At 38.6% G+C, this 21,848-nt stretch carries 11 protein-coding genes and 1 tRNA gene; 6 read left to right on the plus strand and 6 right to left on the minus strand.

The window, feature by feature from the left end; translation table 11 throughout:
* Window positions 1-24 precede the first annotated feature (24 nt).
* Window positions 25-927, minus strand: a complete 903-nt coding sequence (locus PKI34_05905) for a polyphosphate kinase 2 family protein (protein HNS17337.1) — start codon at window positions 925-927, stop codon at window positions 25-27.
* 229 nt (window positions 928-1,156) lie between these two features.
* On the opposite strand from PKI34_05905, the gene PKI34_05910 reads away from it, so the two are divergent.
* From PKI34_05910 to PKI34_05935, 6 genes are all read left to right on the plus strand, one after another.
* A tRNA-Ala gene (locus PKI34_05910) sits at window positions 1,157-1,230 on the plus strand.
* A gap of 169 nt (window positions 1,231-1,399) precedes the next feature.
* Window positions 1,400-1,969 carry a hypothetical protein gene (locus PKI34_05915; protein HNS17338.1) on the plus strand — a complete coding sequence of 190 codons (570 nt, stop codon included), beginning with the start codon at window positions 1,400-1,402 and terminating at the stop codon, window positions 1,967-1,969.
* 398 nt (window positions 1,970-2,367) lie between these two features.
* Window positions 2,368-3,567 (plus strand): site-specific integrase, encoded by a 1,200-nt coding sequence (locus PKI34_05920; protein ID HNS17339.1) that lies wholly within the window; start codon window positions 2,368-2,370, stop codon window positions 3,565-3,567.
* A 470-nt stretch (window positions 3,568-4,037) separates the two neighbouring features.
* On the plus strand, window positions 4,038-4,352 hold the full coding sequence (locus tag PKI34_05925) for a helix-turn-helix domain-containing protein (GenBank protein ID HNS17340.1): 315 nt from the start codon (window positions 4,038-4,040) through the stop codon (window positions 4,350-4,352).
* A gap of 28 nt (window positions 4,353-4,380) precedes the next feature.
* Window positions 4,381-7,002 (plus strand): hypothetical protein, encoded by a 2,622-nt coding sequence (locus PKI34_05930; protein HNS17341.1) that lies wholly within the window; start codon window positions 4,381-4,383, stop codon window positions 7,000-7,002.
* A gap of 224 nt (window positions 7,003-7,226) precedes the next feature.
* Entirely contained in the window at window positions 7,227-7,784 is a 558-nt protein-coding gene (locus PKI34_05935) for a hypothetical protein (protein HNS17342.1), read from the plus strand.
* Between the two features lie 412 nt (window positions 7,785-8,196).
* Here PKI34_05935 and PKI34_05940 read toward each other — a convergent pair whose 3' ends face one another.
* The 5 genes from PKI34_05940 to PKI34_05960 all read right to left on the minus strand — a co-directional run bounded on the left by PKI34_05940 (window position 8,197) and on the right by PKI34_05960 (window position 21,846).
* The gene (locus tag PKI34_05940; protein HNS17343.1) at window positions 8,197-8,505 is read right to left on the minus strand and encodes a hypothetical protein; all 309 of its coding nucleotides are present in this window, start codon (window positions 8,503-8,505) and stop codon (window positions 8,197-8,199) included.
* Between the two features lie 159 nt (window positions 8,506-8,664).
* A complete protein-coding gene (locus PKI34_05945; protein ID HNS17344.1) occupies window positions 8,665-9,465 on the minus strand; it encodes an ion transporter in 801 nt (266 codons plus the stop codon).
* Window positions 9,466-9,490: 25 nt separating this feature from the next.
* Window positions 9,491-11,260: a DUF262 domain-containing protein gene (locus tag PKI34_05950; GenBank protein ID HNS17345.1), complete on the minus strand. Its 1,770-nt coding sequence runs from the start codon at window positions 11,258-11,260 to the stop codon at window positions 9,491-9,493.
* A gap of 348 nt (window positions 11,261-11,608) precedes the next feature.
* A complete protein-coding gene (locus PKI34_05955) occupies window positions 11,609-17,026 on the minus strand; it encodes a DEAD/DEAH box helicase (protein ID HNS17346.1) in 5,418 nt (1,805 codons plus the stop codon).
* An 11-nt stretch (window positions 17,027-17,037) separates the two neighbouring features.
* Window positions 17,038-21,846, minus strand: coding sequence for a hypothetical protein (locus PKI34_05960; protein HNS17347.1), 4,809 nt, complete (start codon window positions 21,844-21,846; stop codon window positions 17,038-17,040).
* Window positions 21,847-21,848 lie beyond the last annotated feature (2 nt).

Here is a 21,848-nt window from a genome sequence, read left to right on the forward strand (position 1 = left end):
CAATTGACAATTACCATTTGCCTGCTACCGCTCCTCCTCCAGCATCCGTTTCGCCTCTTTCATCGCCTTCATCTGTGCATCGGATATGACCGGATAGCTAAGGTTAAGGGATTTGATGGCCGAAACGATGATGTCGGCCACCAGGGCGCGGGCGAACCACTTGTGGTCGGAAGGAACGATATACCACGGCGCATAATCGGTAGATGTCTCTCTGAGGGTATCTTCAAATGCTTTCTGATAATCTTTCCAATAGGCACGTTCAGCCACATCAGACGTCGAAAACTTCCAGTATTTTTCCGGATTTTCCAGCCGGTCGAGGAACCTTTTTTTCTGTTCTTTTTTTGAAACGTGCAGGTAAAACTTAAGGATGATCGTACCGTTCCTGAACAGGTGATGCTCGTATTCCCGGATCGACTCATACCGTTTCTGCCAGAAGGTTTCATCCAGCTTGAAGTTGGGTAGTTTCTCGTTGTTCAGGATCTTGGGGTGAACCTTCACCACCAGTACTTCTTCATAATGCGATCGGTTAAAGATCCCGATGCGCCCTCTTTCCGGCAGCCGGAGGGAACACCGCCAGAGGAAGTCGTGGTCCAGTTCCTCGGCCGAGGGCTGCTTGAAGCTGTACACCTGGCATCCCTGAGGATTGACCCCCGACATCACGTGCTTGATGATTCCGTCCTTGCCTGCAGCATCCATCCCCTGGAAAACCAGCAGCAATGCGTACGTGTCACTGGCATAGAAGAGGTCCTGCATCTCTGCCAGGTCTTTGACGTTCTGAGCCAGGCGATCTTCAAGGTGCTCCTTCACTGTTGATTTTTTGAAATCCTGAAGGCGCGGCATAAATCCATACTCGGTGTCGACCTCGTCAAGATTGATCTTTTCACCGCCTTTGACACGGAAAAGATCCAGAATGCGTTTTTCGTACATAATAAATGGGATTAAGGGTTATTGGTTGATATTTGGGATTATTGATTGTTATTTGCAGTTATTCGTGGTCATTCATAGTCATTTTTAGACATTCAAAGTTATTTATAGTTATTGGTTGGTCTGACTTGCAAGGATCGGGAGTAAATGATCCCGGTAAAAATAGTCAATTTATGAAAATATTGTATAATTTTACACACTCACACCCACACCCATTCCCACACCCGCTTCCGGGGTATTAGCTCAGCTGGCTAGAGCGCTACATTCGCATTGTAGAGGTCGCCGGTTCGAATCCGGTATGCTCCACGCAGATATACGATGAAATGATTAACCGATATCGGATATCGGATTTAAATCCAAAATCAAATATCGGTTAATCAGTTAATCGGATATCAATATCTACCGGAGAACCCTGTTGATAAATTTTGCTTTTCCGCGTTGCGCAGCGATTTGCCATCGTCATAATATTTTTCCCATGAAAAACGAAGACATGCTTTCCCTTTCGAAGATCATCCTTGCGCCGTGGATACAAAAAGCCACAGCGCTGATAGGCGTGTCACGCAAAGTGGGAGGGAACCAGTTCAGGCACGCCATGGCCACCATGGCCATCATCCTCGACTACAAGATACTGGATCCTGTATTGCTCAAAGCTTCCGTCATTCACGACCTGCTGGAAGATGTACAGGATACCGATCAGCGGGCACTCCGGTTCATTGACGAGGATGGCCCTGCAGTGGTGGAACTTGTGCTGGAAGTAACGCGCAATCCCTGTGAGAAAAAGGAGGTGTTCCTGGAAAGGTTGCTCACCCAGGGAAGTGACCGGGCCAAGCTGCTCAAGTCGGCCGACCGCATCAGCAATTTGCTGGATCTGCACCTGACCATCTACGACCCTGAACGATATGAGCGCCATATCAACCAGACCATTACCTATGTCCTGCCGATGGCCTGGCAGGTGAACCGGGATATGGCCCACGAGATGATCGACCTGATCAACATCCGTTCGAGGAATCTGGGATTACCCGAGATCGAGAATCCGTTCAGTTAACCGTTGACGATCATCAGGGTAGGAGGCGAGATGTAATTTCAGACATCATCACAGGAAGCCGGGAGATGTTGCTTTTTAGTCAGCTGTTGAAAGGCCATTGCTGATTTTTTTAGCAAGAGGAATAACGAGCTAAAAATTTTGTTTACGAACAATATTCCTGATCATGCCCCTGAAAAATAATATTTCCTTCTTTTATTTACTTTTAGTTTCTTTCGTTTTCTTATATCATGTTAATTATCAATGATATAAAAATTTGACTAAAAGCAAAATTTTACATCCGAAAGTAATAAATTCGCAAAAAACTTTAAACCATATTTAAACCAGACATGCAATTCACGTATATTTGTTTTCATTTTTAAAATAAAAAGAGTATAAATAATTTGTAAAAATTTGCTTCCATGTCCAAGATTAAACCGATACTTTTTACCAGTAAAAAACTTGCGAATGGAAAACATCCGGTCATGCTGCGGATCACTCACCATAAAGTTGGCTATGTAGCCATCGGTTGTTCCTGCCGTCCTGAAGAGTGGGATGATGAATATTCCCGCCTGAAACCCGGTTTTCCGAATGCCAAGAGATGGAATAACCGGATTTTATCCGATTATGCCCTGGCAGAGCAATTTATCCTGGATATGGAAGCCAAAGGAAAATCGTTCACTGTTGAGGATGTGGTTAAGCATTTACGCAATGATTATGAGGAGATTGGATTCATGAAGTTTACCCAGCAGGAAATCGACCGTATGAAAGAGGTCAATAAGCTGGGTAATGCAGCTGTTTATCAAATGGCATTGAGTCTTGTCAAGAAATTCAGGAACGAAAAGGAGTTCGTCTTTGATGATCTGAATTATACAATGCTCAAAGAGCTCGAAACCTTTTGTTATAAGCACAACAACAGTAATAATACCGTCTGTTATTATATGCGCACGATCCGGGCTATATATAACAGGGCAATAAAAGCAGGGTGTGCATCAAATGACCTGTATCCTTTCAGAACCTATAAGTTCAAATACATCAATCCCCGGAAAAGGGCACTGAGCCAGGATGAAATCCGCATTCTTAAGAATAAGAAACTCAAAAAGGGCTCGGAACTCTGGCATGCCCAGAACCTTTTTTTCTTCAGCTTCTATTGCATGGGTATGAACTGGACGGATATGGCCCGGTTGAAAGTCAGTAATATCAGGAATGGCCGGATCTACTATAAACGGACCAAGACCGGCAGGGAATATAACATTAAGATATCCGATCCCATAAAGAAGATCCTTTCACACTATTTGAATGGTAAATCAACAGACGATTACATATTTCCCATCATATCCCGGAAAGATAGCCATGAGCTGATCAGGAAGGATATAACGCTTCATATGCAATGGTTCAATGATACATTGAAGGATCTGGCCAGTACCTGCGGCATCCAGACCAACCTGACCTCCTATGTTGCACGGCATTCCTGGGCAACCATTGCCAGCCGGAAAAACATCAACATTGGCATCATCAGCGAAGGATTGGGCCACAGGGATATCAAAACCACCCAGACCTACCTGGCTAATTTTGGGAGTGATGAACTGGATGATGCCAATGATATAATTATTGATATCTGACCGCCTGATCCTCTGATCAAAAAAATTTTCTTGCATTTTGTCCTGTGCTTATCATGATGTTATTCAGCATGTTAAATTAAATCCTGATTTCTTTCTGAAAATCTCGGTGAGTTTTGTCGGCAACTTAAATTTCTCTTACTGTACCGGATGCTCAATACTTTACTATTTCCAAATAAATCTTGTTGCATTTTGTCTGTAACTTATGTCACTGTATATCTGTATATTAGATTCACCCCCTATTATTCCTTGAAAATCACGGTGCATTTTGTCCCTGACTTAAATCCCTGTTTATCTTCATATTAAGTTAAAAATGAATTTTTTATAAAAATTAAAATGCTGTTAAACAGCATCTTATTTTTTTTCATTTGTCCTCTGAATGCTTTTCGTTGCTTTTGCTTGTCCTTTTTTGCCCAATAGTACTCCAATAGTTTTGCTTCCATAATCTTTTTAATTCATTAAAATCTGACAAAATGGAAGTAATTACAATTGAATCCAAGGCTTTTCTTGAGCTTATGAAGAAGCTCGAAGAAATTGAGACCAGAGTCACCGAAACCGGCCAATCTGATCCAGAGATCCTTCAGGGTAAAAAAGGAACCAAAGAGGCATGGCTTGATAATGATGATGCATGCCATTTATTAAGAGTCAGTAAGAGGACCCTGCAGAACTACCGTGACAATGGAACCCTGCCCTTTTCCAAGTTTGGCAATAAGATCTATTACAAGGCCGCTGACATCGAAAAGCACCTGAATAAACACTATGTCAGAGGCTTCAGGACGGCTCGATAATATTGTCAAATCAGTAAAATAACATTATATGACTGCATCTTATTGCGAACAGCGATTATCTGAGCTTGGAATCGCCCCTGAACACAATCAGATCCCTCTGGAATACGATAGCGAACGGCAGATAATCTATGGATACTCGCCTCAGCAGGCCACATTCTTTCAGAGTGACCGGAAAGATAATATCAGGATCAACTATGTGACGTTGGAGGGGAATCTGGCAGACTTTGAGAACCAGGGCAAGCTGCAGGATTATTACCGTACCAGGATCCACCCGGACTTAGTCAAGGGGGATGCCAAATACATGAGCCCTAAAGGATCGAAAAGCTGCTTCTTTTATCCCCCTCTCATTATTAAATCATTCAGGGAACATCTGCCGCTTCATACCCTGGGTGTCGTGGAAGGAGAGTTCAAGGCTTTTAAAGCCTGTCTGCACGAAATTCCGGTTGCAGGTATCCAGGGGATCCACAATTTCAAAGACCGGGAAACGCTGGATCTGCCTGAAGACTTCAAAGATCTCATTAAGCGCTGCCAGGTCCGCAACCTGATATTCCTGATGGATGCGGATTGCATTTCGGAAAAGTACGTGCAGAACAATTACCCCAGCAAAGACCTGTTCATCCGGCTGAACTCTTTTTATACGGCTGTCAGGGCGTTCAGGGAGTTGAGCAAGGAATTTGAAATGGATGTGTACCTGGCCCATATCCGGGCAGAGTTTGAAGAAACGGCCAAGGGACTGGATGATCTGCTGGTCCTGATGAATGGCAGGGAACAGCTGGTCAGGGAGGATTTGATGGCATTGACCAGGGCAAAGGATTTCTTTGAGATCATGAATATCTCCGATTTCTCTCTGTTCAAAATTAAAACTCATTTCCTGCTCAGTGAAGATAAGAAGGGGCGGCCCGTTCTATTCTACGACCGGTTTAAGCATATCCTCGGGGAAGAGCCCTTCACGTTCAAATTCAGAAAATGGCAATACAAGGGGGGAGATCTGATGAACCTGGACGGTAATACGACTACTATAACAACTAAACCTGGGGGTGATTTCGTGTTTCGAAAGGATCTCCAGTTCTGGCAGGAAAAATCGACTAAATCAGGAGATAATTACCTGATTGATTATAAGTTTGATTATTACAATGCCTATCAATTTTTAACAGCCAATAATTTTTACCGGTTTCGTAGGATCGGCAAGGAAAAGGACAAGGATTATGTATATGTGAGGATTGAAAATAAGATTCTCACAGAAGTACTTCCCTATATGATGAGGGATTTCCTTGTAAGCTTCGTGAAGACCCTGAATAAGAAAGACCTTCTCAATATGATTTATAAAGGATGTGGCCAGTACCTCAATGAACCATCTCTTTCAAATATCGACCTGATCCAACTCGACATTGTCAGAAGCGGACCCGATTTTCAATATATGTTTTTCAACAATTTTGTCTGGAAAGTATCCAGTAATGAAATTGAGCAAATCCCTTATGATTCTTTTGAGGGCTATATCTGGAGGGAGAACGTCATAAATTTTTCACCGACACTCGTGGAGCCATTATTTAATGTGGACTTCGAAAGCGAAAAATTCCATCTTTCCATCAATGACGATCATGATTCTCATTTTCTCAGGTTTCTTTTAAATACCAGCCGGATGTACCATAAAGTCGAAAACAGCATGTTAACCAATGAAATGAAATACGAGGAGGTTGTTCATTTTTTGAATAAAATCTCAGCCATTGGTTACCTGCTGCACAATTTCAGGAATGACAGCCGGACATGGGCGGTTGTGGCCATGGACAACAGTATCTCAGAAGTAGGTGAAAGCAATGGAGGAACCGGTAAATCGTTGCTGGGATTTGCTTTTGATGAGGTCTGCAAAAGTATCTACATTGAGGGAAAATCCAAAAAACTGACAGACAATCCACATATCTGGGCTCTGGTAAATGAGCGTTCAGATATGATCTTTATTGACGATGTACGAATGGATGTTGATTTTGAATTCTTTTATACCGTAATCACCGGTAAGGTTAGTGTGAATCAAAAGAACATTCAGGCATTTATCCTGCCTAAAGAAAAGACGCCAAAGATTTATCTATCCACCAATCATGCGCTTCACGGAAATGGTGAGTCCGATGAACGGAGGCAGTTTAAAATTGCATTTTCAGACTATTATCATAAAAAATTCTCACCTGCCGATGAATTCAATGTAAATCTCTTCTCCTCCAAATGGGGTGAGGAACAGTGGAATTTATTCTACAATGTCATGGCACGGGCAGTCCAGTTTTACATGAAGTACGGAAAAGTAGAAGCCCCCGGTCTGAACCTAATAAAAAGGCGGTTACGCCAGGAAATGGGAGAACCGTTCTTTGACTGGGCAGAAAAATTCTTCAGTGATGACAGGAATCTGAACGTTGAAATACCTAAAGGAGAAGTATTTGACAATTATAAGGAAGATGTTAAATCCATCCATCTGACTTCTATTTCCGCCCAGCGATTCAAAAAGAAGCTCAAGGCGTTTAGTCAGTTTAAGGATTATTTTTTCAATCAAAGCTTCAATGGCGAGCGGATCATTAAAAATGGGATGGAGTACATTGAAGTTTCCAAAAAAGAAACGGTGAAAGAGCCGGAGGAATTAATACCCACCGAAGAAGTACCCTTTTAGAAGTAGAATTGGCTATAGGATTGATTTATTAATACCCGCCTCCTCATTTGAGATCATTCTTTCTACTGATCAGGTAAATATTTACTGTTAGTCAAAACACTTTATTCCATTTTATCCGTATATTTGCGGATATTTTGGAATATGTTAATATGAATTTAAGTTTTCTTCAATTTAGGGAAGCTTTTTCCCAGCAGGGAATTTTTTCTGTTTACCACATCCGTTTGGTGTTCCCTCGATTTAACAGTGACAATCTGTTGCACTGGCAAAGAAAGGGATACATATTGAAGCTGAGGAACAGCTGGTACTGCTTCAAGGAATTTATCACTATTACCGACTTTCAATATCTTGTTGCCAATACGATTTATGCTCCCTCCTATATCAGTCATCAGGAAGCGCTTCTGTTTTACGGATTGATTCCCGAGCATGTGCTGGATTCCACTTCCATCACCACCAAAAAGACAGCAAGCTTCATCTGTTTGGGCAGGACCTACAAGTATTATTCAATAAGCCCGGCATATTATTTCGGATATGAGTTAAAAGAAATGACCGTAAACGGAATGACCAGGAATTTTCTGATCGCCGACAGAGAGAAGGCCATCCTGGATTTTCTTTACATTTATAATTTCTATAATACAGAGCAGGATATTGCGGAGATTCGTTTCAACGAAGTGGTCCTGGAGGAGGATGTAAATTGGGAAAGGATGGAAAGTTACCTCGTAAGATTTAACAACAAAGCCCTTGAGCGAAGGATCAGGCTCGTGCAAAAAATCTATAGTCTATGATAGCGAATACATGTTATTCGACAGGAATGATATTTTGAAAATCAGGACTTTCTCAGAGTACATCGGACAATTTGATTTTAGCCGCTTCAAATAGAGTATACCTAAAAACTCTTATTTCTTTTGTTATTTTGTACTTTAATCTTTAATCTGTTAATATTCAATAATTTATAAAGTACAAAATCAGTACAAACCAGTACAAGCCAGTGCAATTTATAACAACCGATACAATCCTTTAGGCCAATCCAAGGATAAAAGCAGCACAAATTCAAACGGATCAGTACAAAGTGATAAATTCATTTTGTACTGATATCAGGTTTATAACTCATTGATTTTCTTTTTCTTGCAAGTCAAGTACAAAAAAACAACTTAAATCACAGAAAAGAGCCACTCACTTGTGTTCGTGAGATGATCATCACAGATTATCCCATTTCGTTTTCTGCCAGCCTGATATCCTTCCGTAGTCCCCACACTGATCACACTCCCATACAATTGAATCATCGTCCAAATCAAGCGTGCTATGGATTATTCCTTTGCATCCCCGGGCATGGCATCGTATCGGATCCGGAGGTGGCTGTGTATGATCAAGTATGGAATGTGTCAGATTGTCCACGATCATCGCCAGGAAGTAGGCGAACTGCCTGTGCTTTTTAGGGATGACTTCCGGGATATTGCCGTTTTCATCGAGAAAGTGGGTCAGGTTTGAGATGTAGGTTTGGTTCATGGGATATGCAAACAATGCTGCAATTTAGAAATAAGTTCGAGTGATCAAAGACGTAAATAAAGGAAAATCGAATTGATCAAAATAATCAATTAAAAGGCCTGGTCAACCGCTCGCTACCCACCGCTTATTAAGCGCTACAGCATCGTCCGTTGTGGCCTTTTAATTTTTTTCATTCTTCCTTTTTCCTTGCATTTCCAGCAGCTTATCAATCTTCTTCTCTAATTCATCAACTTTTCGTTCCAACGGATCTGTGTTATCACTGACCATGGCGTCGACAAAGACGGAGTTAACCAGCGACAGACCAAAAATACCCCCTGTCACGAGGATGAAAACAAAGTATATTCTTGTTAGGACTGCGGCAGCTTCGTTTGTTCGTCCTGCTATCAGATCAGGGATTGCATACCAGCCTTCTATCGTGAATATTTTGAATATGGAATAAAACGAGCTCAGCGGGGTATGAAAATATTCGGGTGCTGTATTGCGGTACAGATAGCAGGAGAGCACTGCCACGATAAATCCGTAGACAAAGAATCCCAGGATAATAACCATTGAAGTTTTCATAGCCCTCTTAAAACCGGTCAGTACCTTGTGGACGTCTGGCAGGAAGCGGATGAACCGAAAGAATTTGAATACCCGCAGCACCCTTAACACCAGGATATATTCAGTCGGCCTGCCGCCAAAACCGGTAAACCACTCAAAGAGCGACGGAACGGCCAGCAGGATGATGACTGCATCGAAAATGTTCCAGGCAGATTTGAAGAAATTTGCAGGCCCGTACTGGATCAGCTTGACACACAACTCAGCCACGAAGATCATCGTGATAATGTTGTCAATGATGGATAAAACTTTTAGTACATGTACCGGAAAGTCAAAGCCCTGCAGGAATAAGACGATGGCATTGATTATGATCAAGACTAGGATGAATCCATCGTTCAGCAGTAATTTCTTCAGGGTTTTCATGGCGGAAAATAGCGTTTGAGAGGATTTACAATAAACATTCGTATCCTTTCCTGATGATCTGAGCCATCAAATAGCGGCGCTTTGCCAGAAATTCAAGATAGGTCATGTTTTCCCACTGTTCTGGCAGAGCATGCAACTCCAACATTTTCTTCCAGGCGTTTTCATCCTTGACGTGTCCCCTGATCTCAGGTATATATCTTCTGGGATCCCCATCGCTAATGTCAATGTTGTCGGGCCACTCGATCAATGCGAAATTGGCGATCTGGTTGATCATCCTGATGTCTTTAATCTTCTCATTATTCTCCAGCCAGGCACGGGGAAACAGATGATGTTTCTCCAATGGCTTCTTCACTGTCTTGAGCATTGGATCCATCAAATCGGCGATTATTTTATGAGAAAACAAAACCGGGGCATGCAGCAGAATCTGTGAAGAAAGGTATGCGAAATAGATGGGGCTTCGTGAGGAGGAACTTTCCAGGCCCATGGGCAAGGTGATATTCCAGAAATCATTAGTCAATGCCCCTGCTATCATTTCTTCTAACTCCTGAATGAAAAGGTCCCCGGACTGCAAATCCTTCAAATGAATAAGGTCGCTGTCCATTGTGGATTCCGGTGCCATCGAATATCGGGCTGTCAGGCTGGAGGCGAAGAACCACCGTCCAATAAGCTTTTGCAGGATATGTTCCGGGATATGAAATCTGGTCCGCCCCATCAGGTAAAACGCATACGCATACAACAGAGCATTTTGCGAAGAGATCATTTCCTCTCCCCGGAATCCTGCCCCAATCAGGCAACTCATGAACTGGTGCCAGTTTGTCAGATTCAGAACCTGATCCTGGGCCTTTTGAAGGATCTCAAATTGTTCGTCCCTTTTTTGTGTGGAATAGGCTCCTGTCTCCGGATCTTTTCCCCGAAGGATCTGGTAAACACTTTTCAGTTTCCCACGGCCAAATCCAAGGGCAATGGCCACCCTCAATAGTTGATCAGGGTAGGGTTTAATAAAATAATTGTATGGGGACGGCGTACCGGATTCAGGAACAATCCTGGAGAATCGTGAAAAGTCTTCCAGGGCTTTTCGTCCTTCATCCCAGAATACAGATAAGAGTGTAAGGATAAAATCCGCCTGGTTCAGAGTAACTCCTTCGCTGTTGATACGGACGAAAATATCGGCCACTTCTTCTTCATCAACGATCGAAGATATCTCCAGAGCAGTGAATGGGTACTTTTGAATATCAAACAACCGGTCCAGGTTATTGCTGATCAGCTCTTCTTCATCATCAGTAAGTGTCGTTCTTTGGTTGATTTTCTCGATGTATTCTTTGACGATCTTATGGCTTGATTTTCCCGATGCCCAAATCTCCGAAATGTTATTAATCCACTCAGGATCCCTTCGAATAGCTGCATCAGTGACACTGAACTTCCCATCCCGAGGCCTGAAAGCAATTTCAACGTACCTATACTTGTAACTGGCATCCAGAACCTTCTTTCCTTTTATCACGGCATATAAGGAAGTCAGACGCTGTTGACCATCCACGATAAGGCGGTTTGGAATGACATGGGCCTTTTCTCCGCTACCGATCTGACGTACTCCGTTTGCTACCACATTTTCCCAGAACAATAAATACCCAACCGGGAATCCCCTGTACATCGAATCAAAGAGGTCCCTCACTTTGGTGTTTTCCCACACGAAGGGTCGCTGGATATCCGGCAGCCCGATATCCCCAATTTCGATATAGTGCAGCAGGCCGCTCAGTTCGTAGTCGACCTTCTTGAAACAGGTTTTTAATTCAGACATGGCGTATTATAATAATGAAAATAATCTCATGGTTTTTCACCCCACCTCCACCACCTCATATCTCACCTCCCAAAACTTACAGCATATTATCCAATTGTCTTGATACTTGATTTTCCTCTGATCCTGAAACAATAAAGCCTGTACCTACAGAGATATTAGATGGAAGATACTTCCTTAATATGTTTTTCAGGATAGCTTCTCGATACATTCCAATCTCACCTGGATGATGGTTGTTTCCAATAAGCTTTGAAACTCGGTGTTTAATGATATTAAGTTCTTAAGTTATAGATCTCTGAAATTCTAATGAATTTGGCATATTATGAATTTTTCGAATATTTAAATTGAAGACTATTTTGTCGATAAATTTTCCAATATATCCTTTCTCTTCATCTTTGATGCAATCCTTTTTAGACTTAATTTGAATGCTTCTGGATCTCCAAGATCAGACGTAGCAATTTCAATCACATCATACCCTATGGCTTCTAATTGTTGACGAATTACCAAGTCGATTTTTCTTCTGTCTTCATTGCCGTGAATTCGTTTTGAGAGCCCATCAAGATAAATTGCAAGGAAGATTTCTTTGGCTTGATCTTCATAATAGAGATCGGGTACTGTCGAGTTATATGGGGGACCAATTTGAATCCTTTTTTGAGTTTCGAATTCCGGGAAACCGTATTGTTTTAAAATTTTAATCAAATCATACTCCGCTTTATTAGTCCCTTTATTTTCCTTTGCTGTTTCAGAGATGTCTTCTTGTGGTTCAAGATCATGTTCGAAAATTGCTTTATAATTATATTCACTGAGCAATGTAATGGTCAGATGCCTGTCTAATATATTGTGATAAAAGCTATTGGTATATGTTCTCATGCAGGTATAACAACTTTCTTCACATTTATTGGAGCAGTTTTCAAGTAATCTAATTGAGATTTCTATTATATCTTTCCAATTGTCCATTATCTGATCAAGCAATCCTGATCCACCTGGCATTGGATCGTAAAGTAGTGCATTATATGTGTCATCATTATTTCGGAAAATCATAGTGTAAAGGTCATTTCGCTCCATTTCTAGCTTTATGGAAGCACCCATAATTATCCCTTCTATAACATTAATCGCTGATTTTTCATCATTAAAATAATGCAGCAGAATTCCATCTACGTTGTCCTCAGCTCTGAATGCTACATATTGAGGAATCTTCCCACATCGTCCTTTATGAAAATCCTGGAAATGATCTATCTCGGCTTTTGATGCAAATGGTGAACGTGTTGCACCACAAACAGTGCAAATGGGATACCCTTTTTGCTTTACAATTAGCTCACTTGGCCCTAAATTAAACAAGCTGATCCTCTGACCATAAAGAAGTTGAATTGATGAATTATTGCAGGAAAATACCTTCCCGCTTCTCCTGGATTTAGAAGGTTTTCCCAATATTACTACTGGCAGTTGAAACCGGTTTATTTCTTCGTCGCTTATTCTTGAGATATATTGGATATCTGAATCACTAATTGGAATTGATTGAATATTGAATGACTTCGGATCACTATAAGCAATAATATTTTGCGATTCAGATTCAAAATTTATGACTTTTTTATCAAGATTAACGGAAACAGTTTTAATAAAGTCTTTGTTGTCGTTTGCCTGTATCCTGTAGAGCACGTTGCGAAATCGCCCACCATTGGCATATATCAAATTTCCGGGAATAAATTCACGTAGTGCTATGAATGACGGCCTTGATAAATCAAAATCTGGTTTATTCCCTTCTGCTACGAATGATTGATGGGCAAAAGCTTTAATACCCGTATCATAAAGTCCATATCCTGGTAAGAATCCTTCATTGGCAAGAACATTTAAAGTATAGTTATCTTGATTTTCCTGATTTAACTCTTTCAGGTAGTATTTACATCGCTGAAGTATTTTCTCCTCTTCAGGATTTAGTAATCGTTGAGCCTGGTACTGGATGTATTTTTCCTGAAGATTTACTGCCCACTTCATTCTCAAATGAAGAAGATCGATTAAATCCTGAAGTTTATCTCCAAGTTCTAGAATGAAGGTTGTTAAAGTTGCATTATTAATTATTTCACGATCCTTTTCAGGCCAGTATTGATCAAAAACCTTTCTAATAATTATGTTGAAATGATCAACATGCTTTGAAATGAAATTTTTTAGCGAACCAACATTTACAGGTTTCATCAAGTAATTTCCTGCTGTATCAAATAAATATTTCTTTATAAAATGTGGGAAAGCTTGAAATAAATTGCTTTCAATTTCAGCAATATCATTTTCTTCAAATCCGTTAGGAAGATTTTCCAATTGTAAAAGCCTCAACATTTCAGATAGAATTACTGCATGAACATGCTTACGCACCATTACCTCATTTCTAAGATTGAATTTTGGTGTAGTTACGATTCCATCCAGCATGAAATTTGGTTCTTCAAAGTAATATAGGTCATGTTTGCTTCTTCTTGCATAAGTGAAAACAACCGCTAACCTATGTCTTCTTCCTGCTCTTCCTGCTCTTTGCCAATAATTTGCTGGTGTTGGGGGCATATTTCTCATTAAGACCATATCCAGGGCACCTATGTCAACACCAAGTTCTAAGGTGGGTGTTGCAAACAGGGTATTGTATTTACCGTTAACTTTTTTGAATTCAGGCTCAATGATTTTCTCCCTTATTTCTGCTGGTATCTGTGCCGTATGTTCATGAGGTTTTAACATAGAAAATTCACCAGTGATTAAATCAATATTGTAGTTCTCTAAGGAGGGCTCTTTTATAGTTATTGATCCCCTGCAGTGCATAGTAGTACAAGCGTTTGAAGGATTTAAACGGGAGTGGATACGATGACAAACATTACACTCATATGTTTCCCATTGAGATATTAAGCCTATTCTGGAAGCATCTAACTGATAAATATTTGCTTCCAATACGCGACTATTTTTTCCATAAAATGTTACAGGCTTTAATAATTTTAAATCATGTGCTAAAAATTGCCAAAGTTCATCTAAGAAGCTCTCTTTAAGCTCATTGCTGTTTATTTGCCATTTATTTATGAAATTTTCAGGCAACGACTGACCCCTTTTTGATCTAAAATTTGCCTGGTATGGATTTTTAAAATTCACTGATCTTTCAATAATACCTTTTGGAGGTATCGGTCTATTTGTGGGTCCTATTATTAAGGGTAAATATCCTTGCTGAATTTCGAGATCGCCTTCATTCCATGATTTACTGAATATCGGTGCATTGATGTCATATAAATAACGGTTTCTTCGAAAAACATCTAAAAGACTTGCGATTCCTTCAATAAGTTTAATAACATCGATATCTAATTTCTCAGCCCATTCATTTATCCAATTGTTTTCTGAAGTCAATCCTGAATAAAGAACTTTCAGTAATCCCCATCCTTCTAGTCCCTCTTTTTGATTAAAGCTTGTTCCTAATTCCCTTAGAATTTGTATTCGGAGATAATACTTTAATTCGTTTGGAAATCTTGTCCCATAATCTTCGGGCTTATATAATTCATAAACTTCGGGAGCCAGGATTACTCCTACACTTTTATCAACTATGAATAATTGAAATAAATAATCAGCGATATCTCCAATTGATACTGGTTGTTTACTTTCCTTTAAAAACTGATATATCAAGTGTCTAAATCGGTATCTTCTGGCATGATCTTGTGTCCAACCAGCCTGGAAGGCAGCATCCTGACGATTATCGGAAAAAACAATTAATTTCTGATTGTCTTTTCTTGTTGCATTGATCATATTCTGGCTTAAAATATGAACATCTGAGACGGTTACAGCTCGTAGAGGTCGGATGGGTTCAATGTTTCTACCAAAAGCTTTTGCTCTTGATTTGCAGGAAGGACATGCGATTAATTTACCATTTTCTGTTGGTAAAATATAAAGTTTTACTATCGTACCATATCTTTTACATTTAGGATTAGCACATTTATCTTCCCTGTCTTTTTGTAGCGTTCCGCAATGATGGCAGAAGAATATTTCCTCTCTAGATTTTTCAAGACGTGCCCCAATATTCCCATCAATATCATCAATTTCTGAAACAAAACGATCAGTTAAAATAACCCTATTTTCAGGCAGTTCATTAGCAGGTACCCACATAACATTATTGCCTTCAGCTTGACCTCCTTTAATATTTTTTCCATCAATATCGAGATATTGGTGATAGGATTCAAAATAATGCTGGCCACAGGTTTTACAAACGAATAATGGGAGGTAAGCTTTTTCGTCATATCCTAGGAATTCTGATGCTTCTTGCTTTGAAAGAAATAGTCTGATTTTATGGCCGGAATTAGGTGATGTCTTTTCAAAAGCAATTACTGCACCTTCCAAACCTTTGACAAAATAATGTAATTTGGGCTTTAATAATGGATTGTCATCTTTTACTGCAGCTGAACCAAGTGCCAGATAACATAATAATTCAGCCCGGTTTTTTTCCGTTGAACTTCTGTCTTTTCTTAGAAGTAGAGTTAAAACACGCTGAATTACATCATTTATTCCTAAAGGTTTTTCTAGTTGTGTAAACAAAGAATAGATGTAATTATTTGATTTTAAATCATTAAATAGAGATTCATATACATTGTTTGACAATGACAATATTGAACCTGTTAAGTCTTTATATGCTTCAGCTAACAGAGTATCATTAGATTGTTCTAGGGCAAGTTGTATTTTCTCAAGGATTAAAATGGTATCCTGGCTAGGTGAGTTAGGATTATACCTCTCCAACGGGAATTTTTCAGTTTCGTACTCCTCTTCGATTACAGAAATTTTGTCGGTATCTATTCCAAAGAATCTGTGGGCGAATATCTTACCCGCAGTATCACCTAAATCCGGATCGACAATTGTTGCAGATGTGCCAATACAACAAACTTCATCAGCGGCTTTTCCTGCCAATGTTCTTAATCTCCTGATTAAGCATGAGACTTCAGCACCTGCAATACCTGAATAGGTGTGTGCTTCATCAAAAACCAAAAATTGAAGTTGAGAATTAAGGAACATCTTAATGTCCTTAGGACGGGTCATCAATAGTTCCAATTGTTTAACGTTTGTAATTAGTATGCGGGGTGGGTGTTCAGCAATTTCTGCTTCTGTAAGCCTTTCTTCGGCAGGGGAAACCTGCATCATTTCCATTTCACGATATTTAGTTTTCAGGGCAAGAAAATCTAATTTTCCCTGTCCATTTTCCATGCGATGGATATTTTTAATATTCCCTGCATTTATAGCTGTAGTGCCAATGTACATTCCGAAAGTAATTCCCGAACCGGCAAGCATGTACCTTAACCTATCCAGTTGGTCTTTTGCAAGTGCATTCATCGGGTAAACCAACACGGCCACAATTCCGTCAGAAGCATTTTCATCTCTCAGCTTTAAACAGTGGTTAAGAATCGGAAATAAAAATGCTTCTGTCTTCCCAGAACCGGTTCCTGTGGAAATCAGGCAATGCCGGCCTTTTGAAATTTCCTGCAAAGCTTTGTCCTGGTGCATGAACATTTGTGGATAATCAGATAAACCTGGTAGAGCCGGATGTACATATCCTTTATTTGCAAGGTCTTTCAGGTTTCTACCCCATTTAAAAGAACGACTGATAGAAACATAAGGTCCTTTGATCAGTGGTTTAAAGTCGATTCCGCCTTTAAGCAATTGCCTTGCCTGTTCAGAAAGATCAGGATCAGATAAAGGGAAAGCTGTCAACTGGTAGTTAAGAAACTTGGAGTTGACATTATTCGCGAATTTTATAGGATTGAAAATGTCCATTTCCATACTATTTAGAACATTTTTAATTGACCAGATTTTTTACTTTTACTCTCCTGAGTACTTTTATTATTACTAATTGAGGAAAAGGGTTCATTCACTATATTTATTGATGATGGAGTCTTGTATGTTCCATTTGATTTAGATTCAATTATCCTATAATATTCAGTTTTCGTAAAGTCATTAATTAATCGTATAACATCTTGTGACCCATTTACAATAAATTTTGATATACCTATATTTTGTAATTCATTAAAAGCGGTTCTTACAATGTTCTGATATCTATATTCTTCTGGAACTCTTTTGTCCAAAGATTTAAAAGTGGAAAGAATATGATTTACCTCATCAAAATTTAATTTCATTTGATGGAAACATACCGCATCAATCTCTGATTGTAGTTTCAATCTCTCTGAATGATTAATTGCAGAATCACTTAAGTTCCACGTTTTCGGCAGATTTAAGTTTAATGATTCAACAACTATCTGCCAAAGTTCTGCTAAGTGTTCAGAGGTAACGTATAATTTTAAGCCGTTTTTAATGATAAATTTTGTTTTTTCTTCAATTAGCGAAAACTCAGGAAGAACTAATTGAGGAATATAGAAACTATTAATATTTGAAGAAATTTTTGTTCTTACATTAAAGTCATTTACTAAAGAGGATAATAGTATTGAAAGTAACAATAGTTTGGAATAATCTTCAATTAAAATTAAGCCCAGTGAATTACCTGCAGAGCAGTTCTTTGGAATGATTGAGTTCACAAAAGTTCTTTGATTAGAAAATGAAGATTGAATTCTAAAGGCTATTCTGTAATATTCATAATGATAAACCTCATTAATTTGCCTTTTCTGGAACTTATTTACATAGGACTCCTCATTGACCCAATACTTTGGATTAATTGGATAATATGGTCTAAACTCTGTTGTCTCAAGTTTTCCTCTCTTATATCTCCTATTCTCGTTATCGAAATAATTATATCTATAATCAAATAACCATAACATACTACCCTGATAAACTGGCAATTTTCCTCTTTGAGTAAAAAGTTTTGAATCATTTGTCAGATGAAACTCTGATTCAAGTTTAATATTTGGATCAATTAATTTTCCAGTTTTATACAATTTTTTAACAATCGCATAATCACTTAAGGTAGGCAAATCAGGTATTGATAGTGTTGAAGGTGATATTTTACAAATATCACTTTTTTGAATCTGAATAGCAAAATCATAAACATTCTCAAGAACAGATGTGTCTTTCCAACTAAAAAACGCTCCATAAAAGAAATTGGATTTATCACTCCCTATGATTATTATATCAAATTTGGAATTATGCTCTAAATCTCTAAAAATCAATTTTTCATTATCAAATTTCACTAATAATTCAAGGTTGTCCAGAAATAGGCGCCTAAGATTATAAGTTCCATCATCTCTATGAACTGATGAAGGTAATATTGTCCCAATCCTCCCATTGATATGTTTTAAGGCGAGAAAGTATTCCAGGAACATTTTATAGGTATTCAAATCTGCACTACCTTGATACTTATACGGATGCAATGATTTTGTAATAATAATGTGCTTTTTTCTTTGTTTTCTCCACGTAGAATGATGAGTTTGGTTTATTTTCCCAGAGGCCAAGGGGATTTTATAATTATCTTGTTCATCTTGATCACCAAAAGGATTTGTGGTATTCTTCACGTAATTGCTTAATGCTTTGAAGTTTGAAGAGTAAATCAACCAATTGTATTCAACGATTTTATTGCTTGAAAATAACCTAATCTGATGTTTTAATGCCTCTTGTTTACTATAAGTTCTATATATTGGATCAATATTTGAAAAAAACTCCTTCGAATTTGGTTTGCTTATTTCCCAAGGAGGATTCCCAACTATTGCATCAAACCCACTTCTAGTTTCATTAAAAACATCAGGGAATTCAATTTCCCAATGAAAAAATTTATGCTCCTGGGAAATGACTCCAGTTAGATTATTTTGTTCTTCAGATAAATTATAATAATGAACTGGATCAGGAGCTAAGTCGATTTTATCTCCAGGCCAAAACCACAATGCACACCAAAGATTCATTCTTGATTTTATTTTCTTGTATGATGCACTGTTCAATAATTCTTCGTAATGTTTTTGTTTTTCTTCCAATCCATGAATAGATACGTCAGCAGTATGTAACCTATTATAATTTTTAAGTATCTCAGCGTGTTCATTAATAGGATTAATAATGTCCTCAACAAATTCGAATTGTTTTTGACCAGCTCTGATTGCAATCAATTCGACCATTTTGGCTTTAATCACACTATTAAACCTTTTTTTTATGGCTTTTGTCCATGCTTCTTTTTCATAATGGACGGAGGTGTTGTGATTTATATCTCCCCCATCTCTTAACCAGGCTGCTAAAGGGTATTCATGAAAGGTATCAAGCCATGCACCAACAAGGCTATTGCCATTCTTTATTTTATGGTCAAGGAATTCAAAGGGCAAATCTCTGTCCATGGTTTCTACCCATAAACTCATTTTAGCTAATTCGACAGCAGTAGAATTGTAATCTACCCCATAAATGCAGTTTTCAACTACATACCTTTTAAGTTTTGCTTTAACCCTTATTTCAAAAAAGTCATCATCTGGTGGACAGGGTAAAAAATGGAAGGGATCAGGCTTTTCAATGATTTTCCCGAAAGGAAGGATTTTCCTCTTGGCTGTTATCGGATTCATAAGATCAGCATTGATCAGCAATGAATCAAATAATGCCTCAGTAATATAGTTGGTTGCAGCCACTAAAAATGATCCTGAACCGCAAGCAGGATCACATACTTTTAAACCCAATATTTCTTCAGGTTTACGTGGATAAATAGCTTTGGCCTCATACTTTTCAATCCTTTCCGAAACGATTTCTGAAATAGCTGAAGAAGAATTAACCAAAATATGTGGCTTTTCATTCGTATAGCATAATGGTTCTAATGTTCTTATGACTGTAGGAACAGCTAATTGAGGACGAGTATAAAATGTTCCGGTTCCTTTCCTAGTTCCACCCCAACGACTGATATAATAATTACCTGTACGAAAACTTTCTATAATTAAGGCACTTGCTTTTTCCTTCAAATGTATGTTAAACAGATATTGATCATCTCCGCGTTTAGGCTTTTTAAGCAATTTTACAGCAAGAACTGCTTTTTCAGCCCAGGCTTGTGTTCTTTTCGAAATATCATCAACTTCATTTGTTCTAATTATTTCATCCAGATCCTCTTCCTCTAGTACACCTTCAACTTCATCTTCCTCATTTTCTTCATCATTAGCTTCGGCCTCCTGCTCGTCCAATTCTTCTTCTTCCTCTTCGGTGACAGTTTTGTTTTTTTCTTTCATTTTCTCGAACAAATCTTTAATTTGGGATTCTGATAATCCTTCCAAGACCGAAAGTGGTAAAATTGGTTGCAATCCAAAGTTTAAAAGCAACATAGGTTCCGCAGCAGCTTTTAACTCATAATCCAAAATACCTTCATAAATCATCCCGATATATTCTGTTCGCAACTCTCTGAAATCAACAGGTCCTTTAACAAAAGTGGCCTTCCTGCCTTGTCTAATCTTTATTTTACCATATTTTAGTTTTTCAAGAATTTTTAATAAAGCAGCATTTGGTAAATCAAAACGTTGATCTTCAAATATTGTTAATGCTCTTATTACAGGATCATAGCTTTCTGCAATTCCCGATTGAAATAATTGTCCGCGATATTCCCTTACTTGCAACGATGGCAAAGGTGAGCCATAATAGATCAGCTTAAATAAACTTAGTAGCCGATACCAGCCGTTTGAATTCTGTTCTAAGAAGTCGGATGATTCATTAGATTTGGCTTTATTCAATTGCTCAAATAAACCTTCAATACCATAATTGAGATGATAAAGTTCATTACTTCTTGGTAAAAGATGCCTTGCTTCAGCAAATAGTATAACTACAATCCTCATTATAATCCTCACTGCAGCCTGAAAAATTGCAGAAAGTTCAGCCTCTTCGCTGATAAGACTCCTATCGGGATTTTTCCTGACTATTTGTGTAATATCAGGATATCTTTCCCTGGTATTACTGAATTCTTTCAATAATAGTTCAATAGATTGTCTAACCTGTTCCCCTAAAATTGCTGATAATTCTCCCTGCCTGGATCTGGAACTTTCAATTGCATCTAATAAGGGAAAGACTTTTTCATTTTCTCCATAAATTCCTTTTTCTCCTAAAAGTGTATAAAAACCATATAGTTCAGTTAAAAATTCAGTTCCTTCAAACCAGTTTTCGATATTCCATTCTACCCAACTGTCGTGATCAAGACCTGCATAACAAAGTCTGATTTGAATGCCGTTTGTCAATATTCCTAGCTTAATTTTCTTGTTTCTAAGATATTCCAGGGTCTTACCATATTGCTTCCGGCTCTTACCCATTCCTATCCTAGGATTTCTATCTATGAACAGCACAATAGCTGGTTTTTTATCATCGTTATTTCGAAAGAAAATGCGGTTAGGTTTGATATTTTCGCCAATTAATGTTTGATATGAAAATCCCAAAGCAATTTGTGATTCCTTTTCCCAGTGTTCGTTATTTAGTTTAAGAAATGATTCTAATAAAACATCCAGCCATTTATATAAGGGGGCTAGGTTTTTGTCTGGGGTGGTACTGTTATGCCAGGATTTAAATTTGAGGAAATGGTCCCTTAAATAATAATAATCCTGTTTAGGAGGTAATATATAACCTTGAGGTATAAGTTCCTTTAAGACAGCAGGTGAAATTATCATTCCACCATGTTGTAATTTTGTCCACCACGTAAAATTCAGGTCTTCCATTG

It is taken from the genome of Bacteroidales bacterium, assembly GCA_035342335.1.
Taxonomy (GTDB): domain Bacteria; phylum Bacteroidota; class Bacteroidia; order Bacteroidales; family JAGONC01; genus JAGONC01.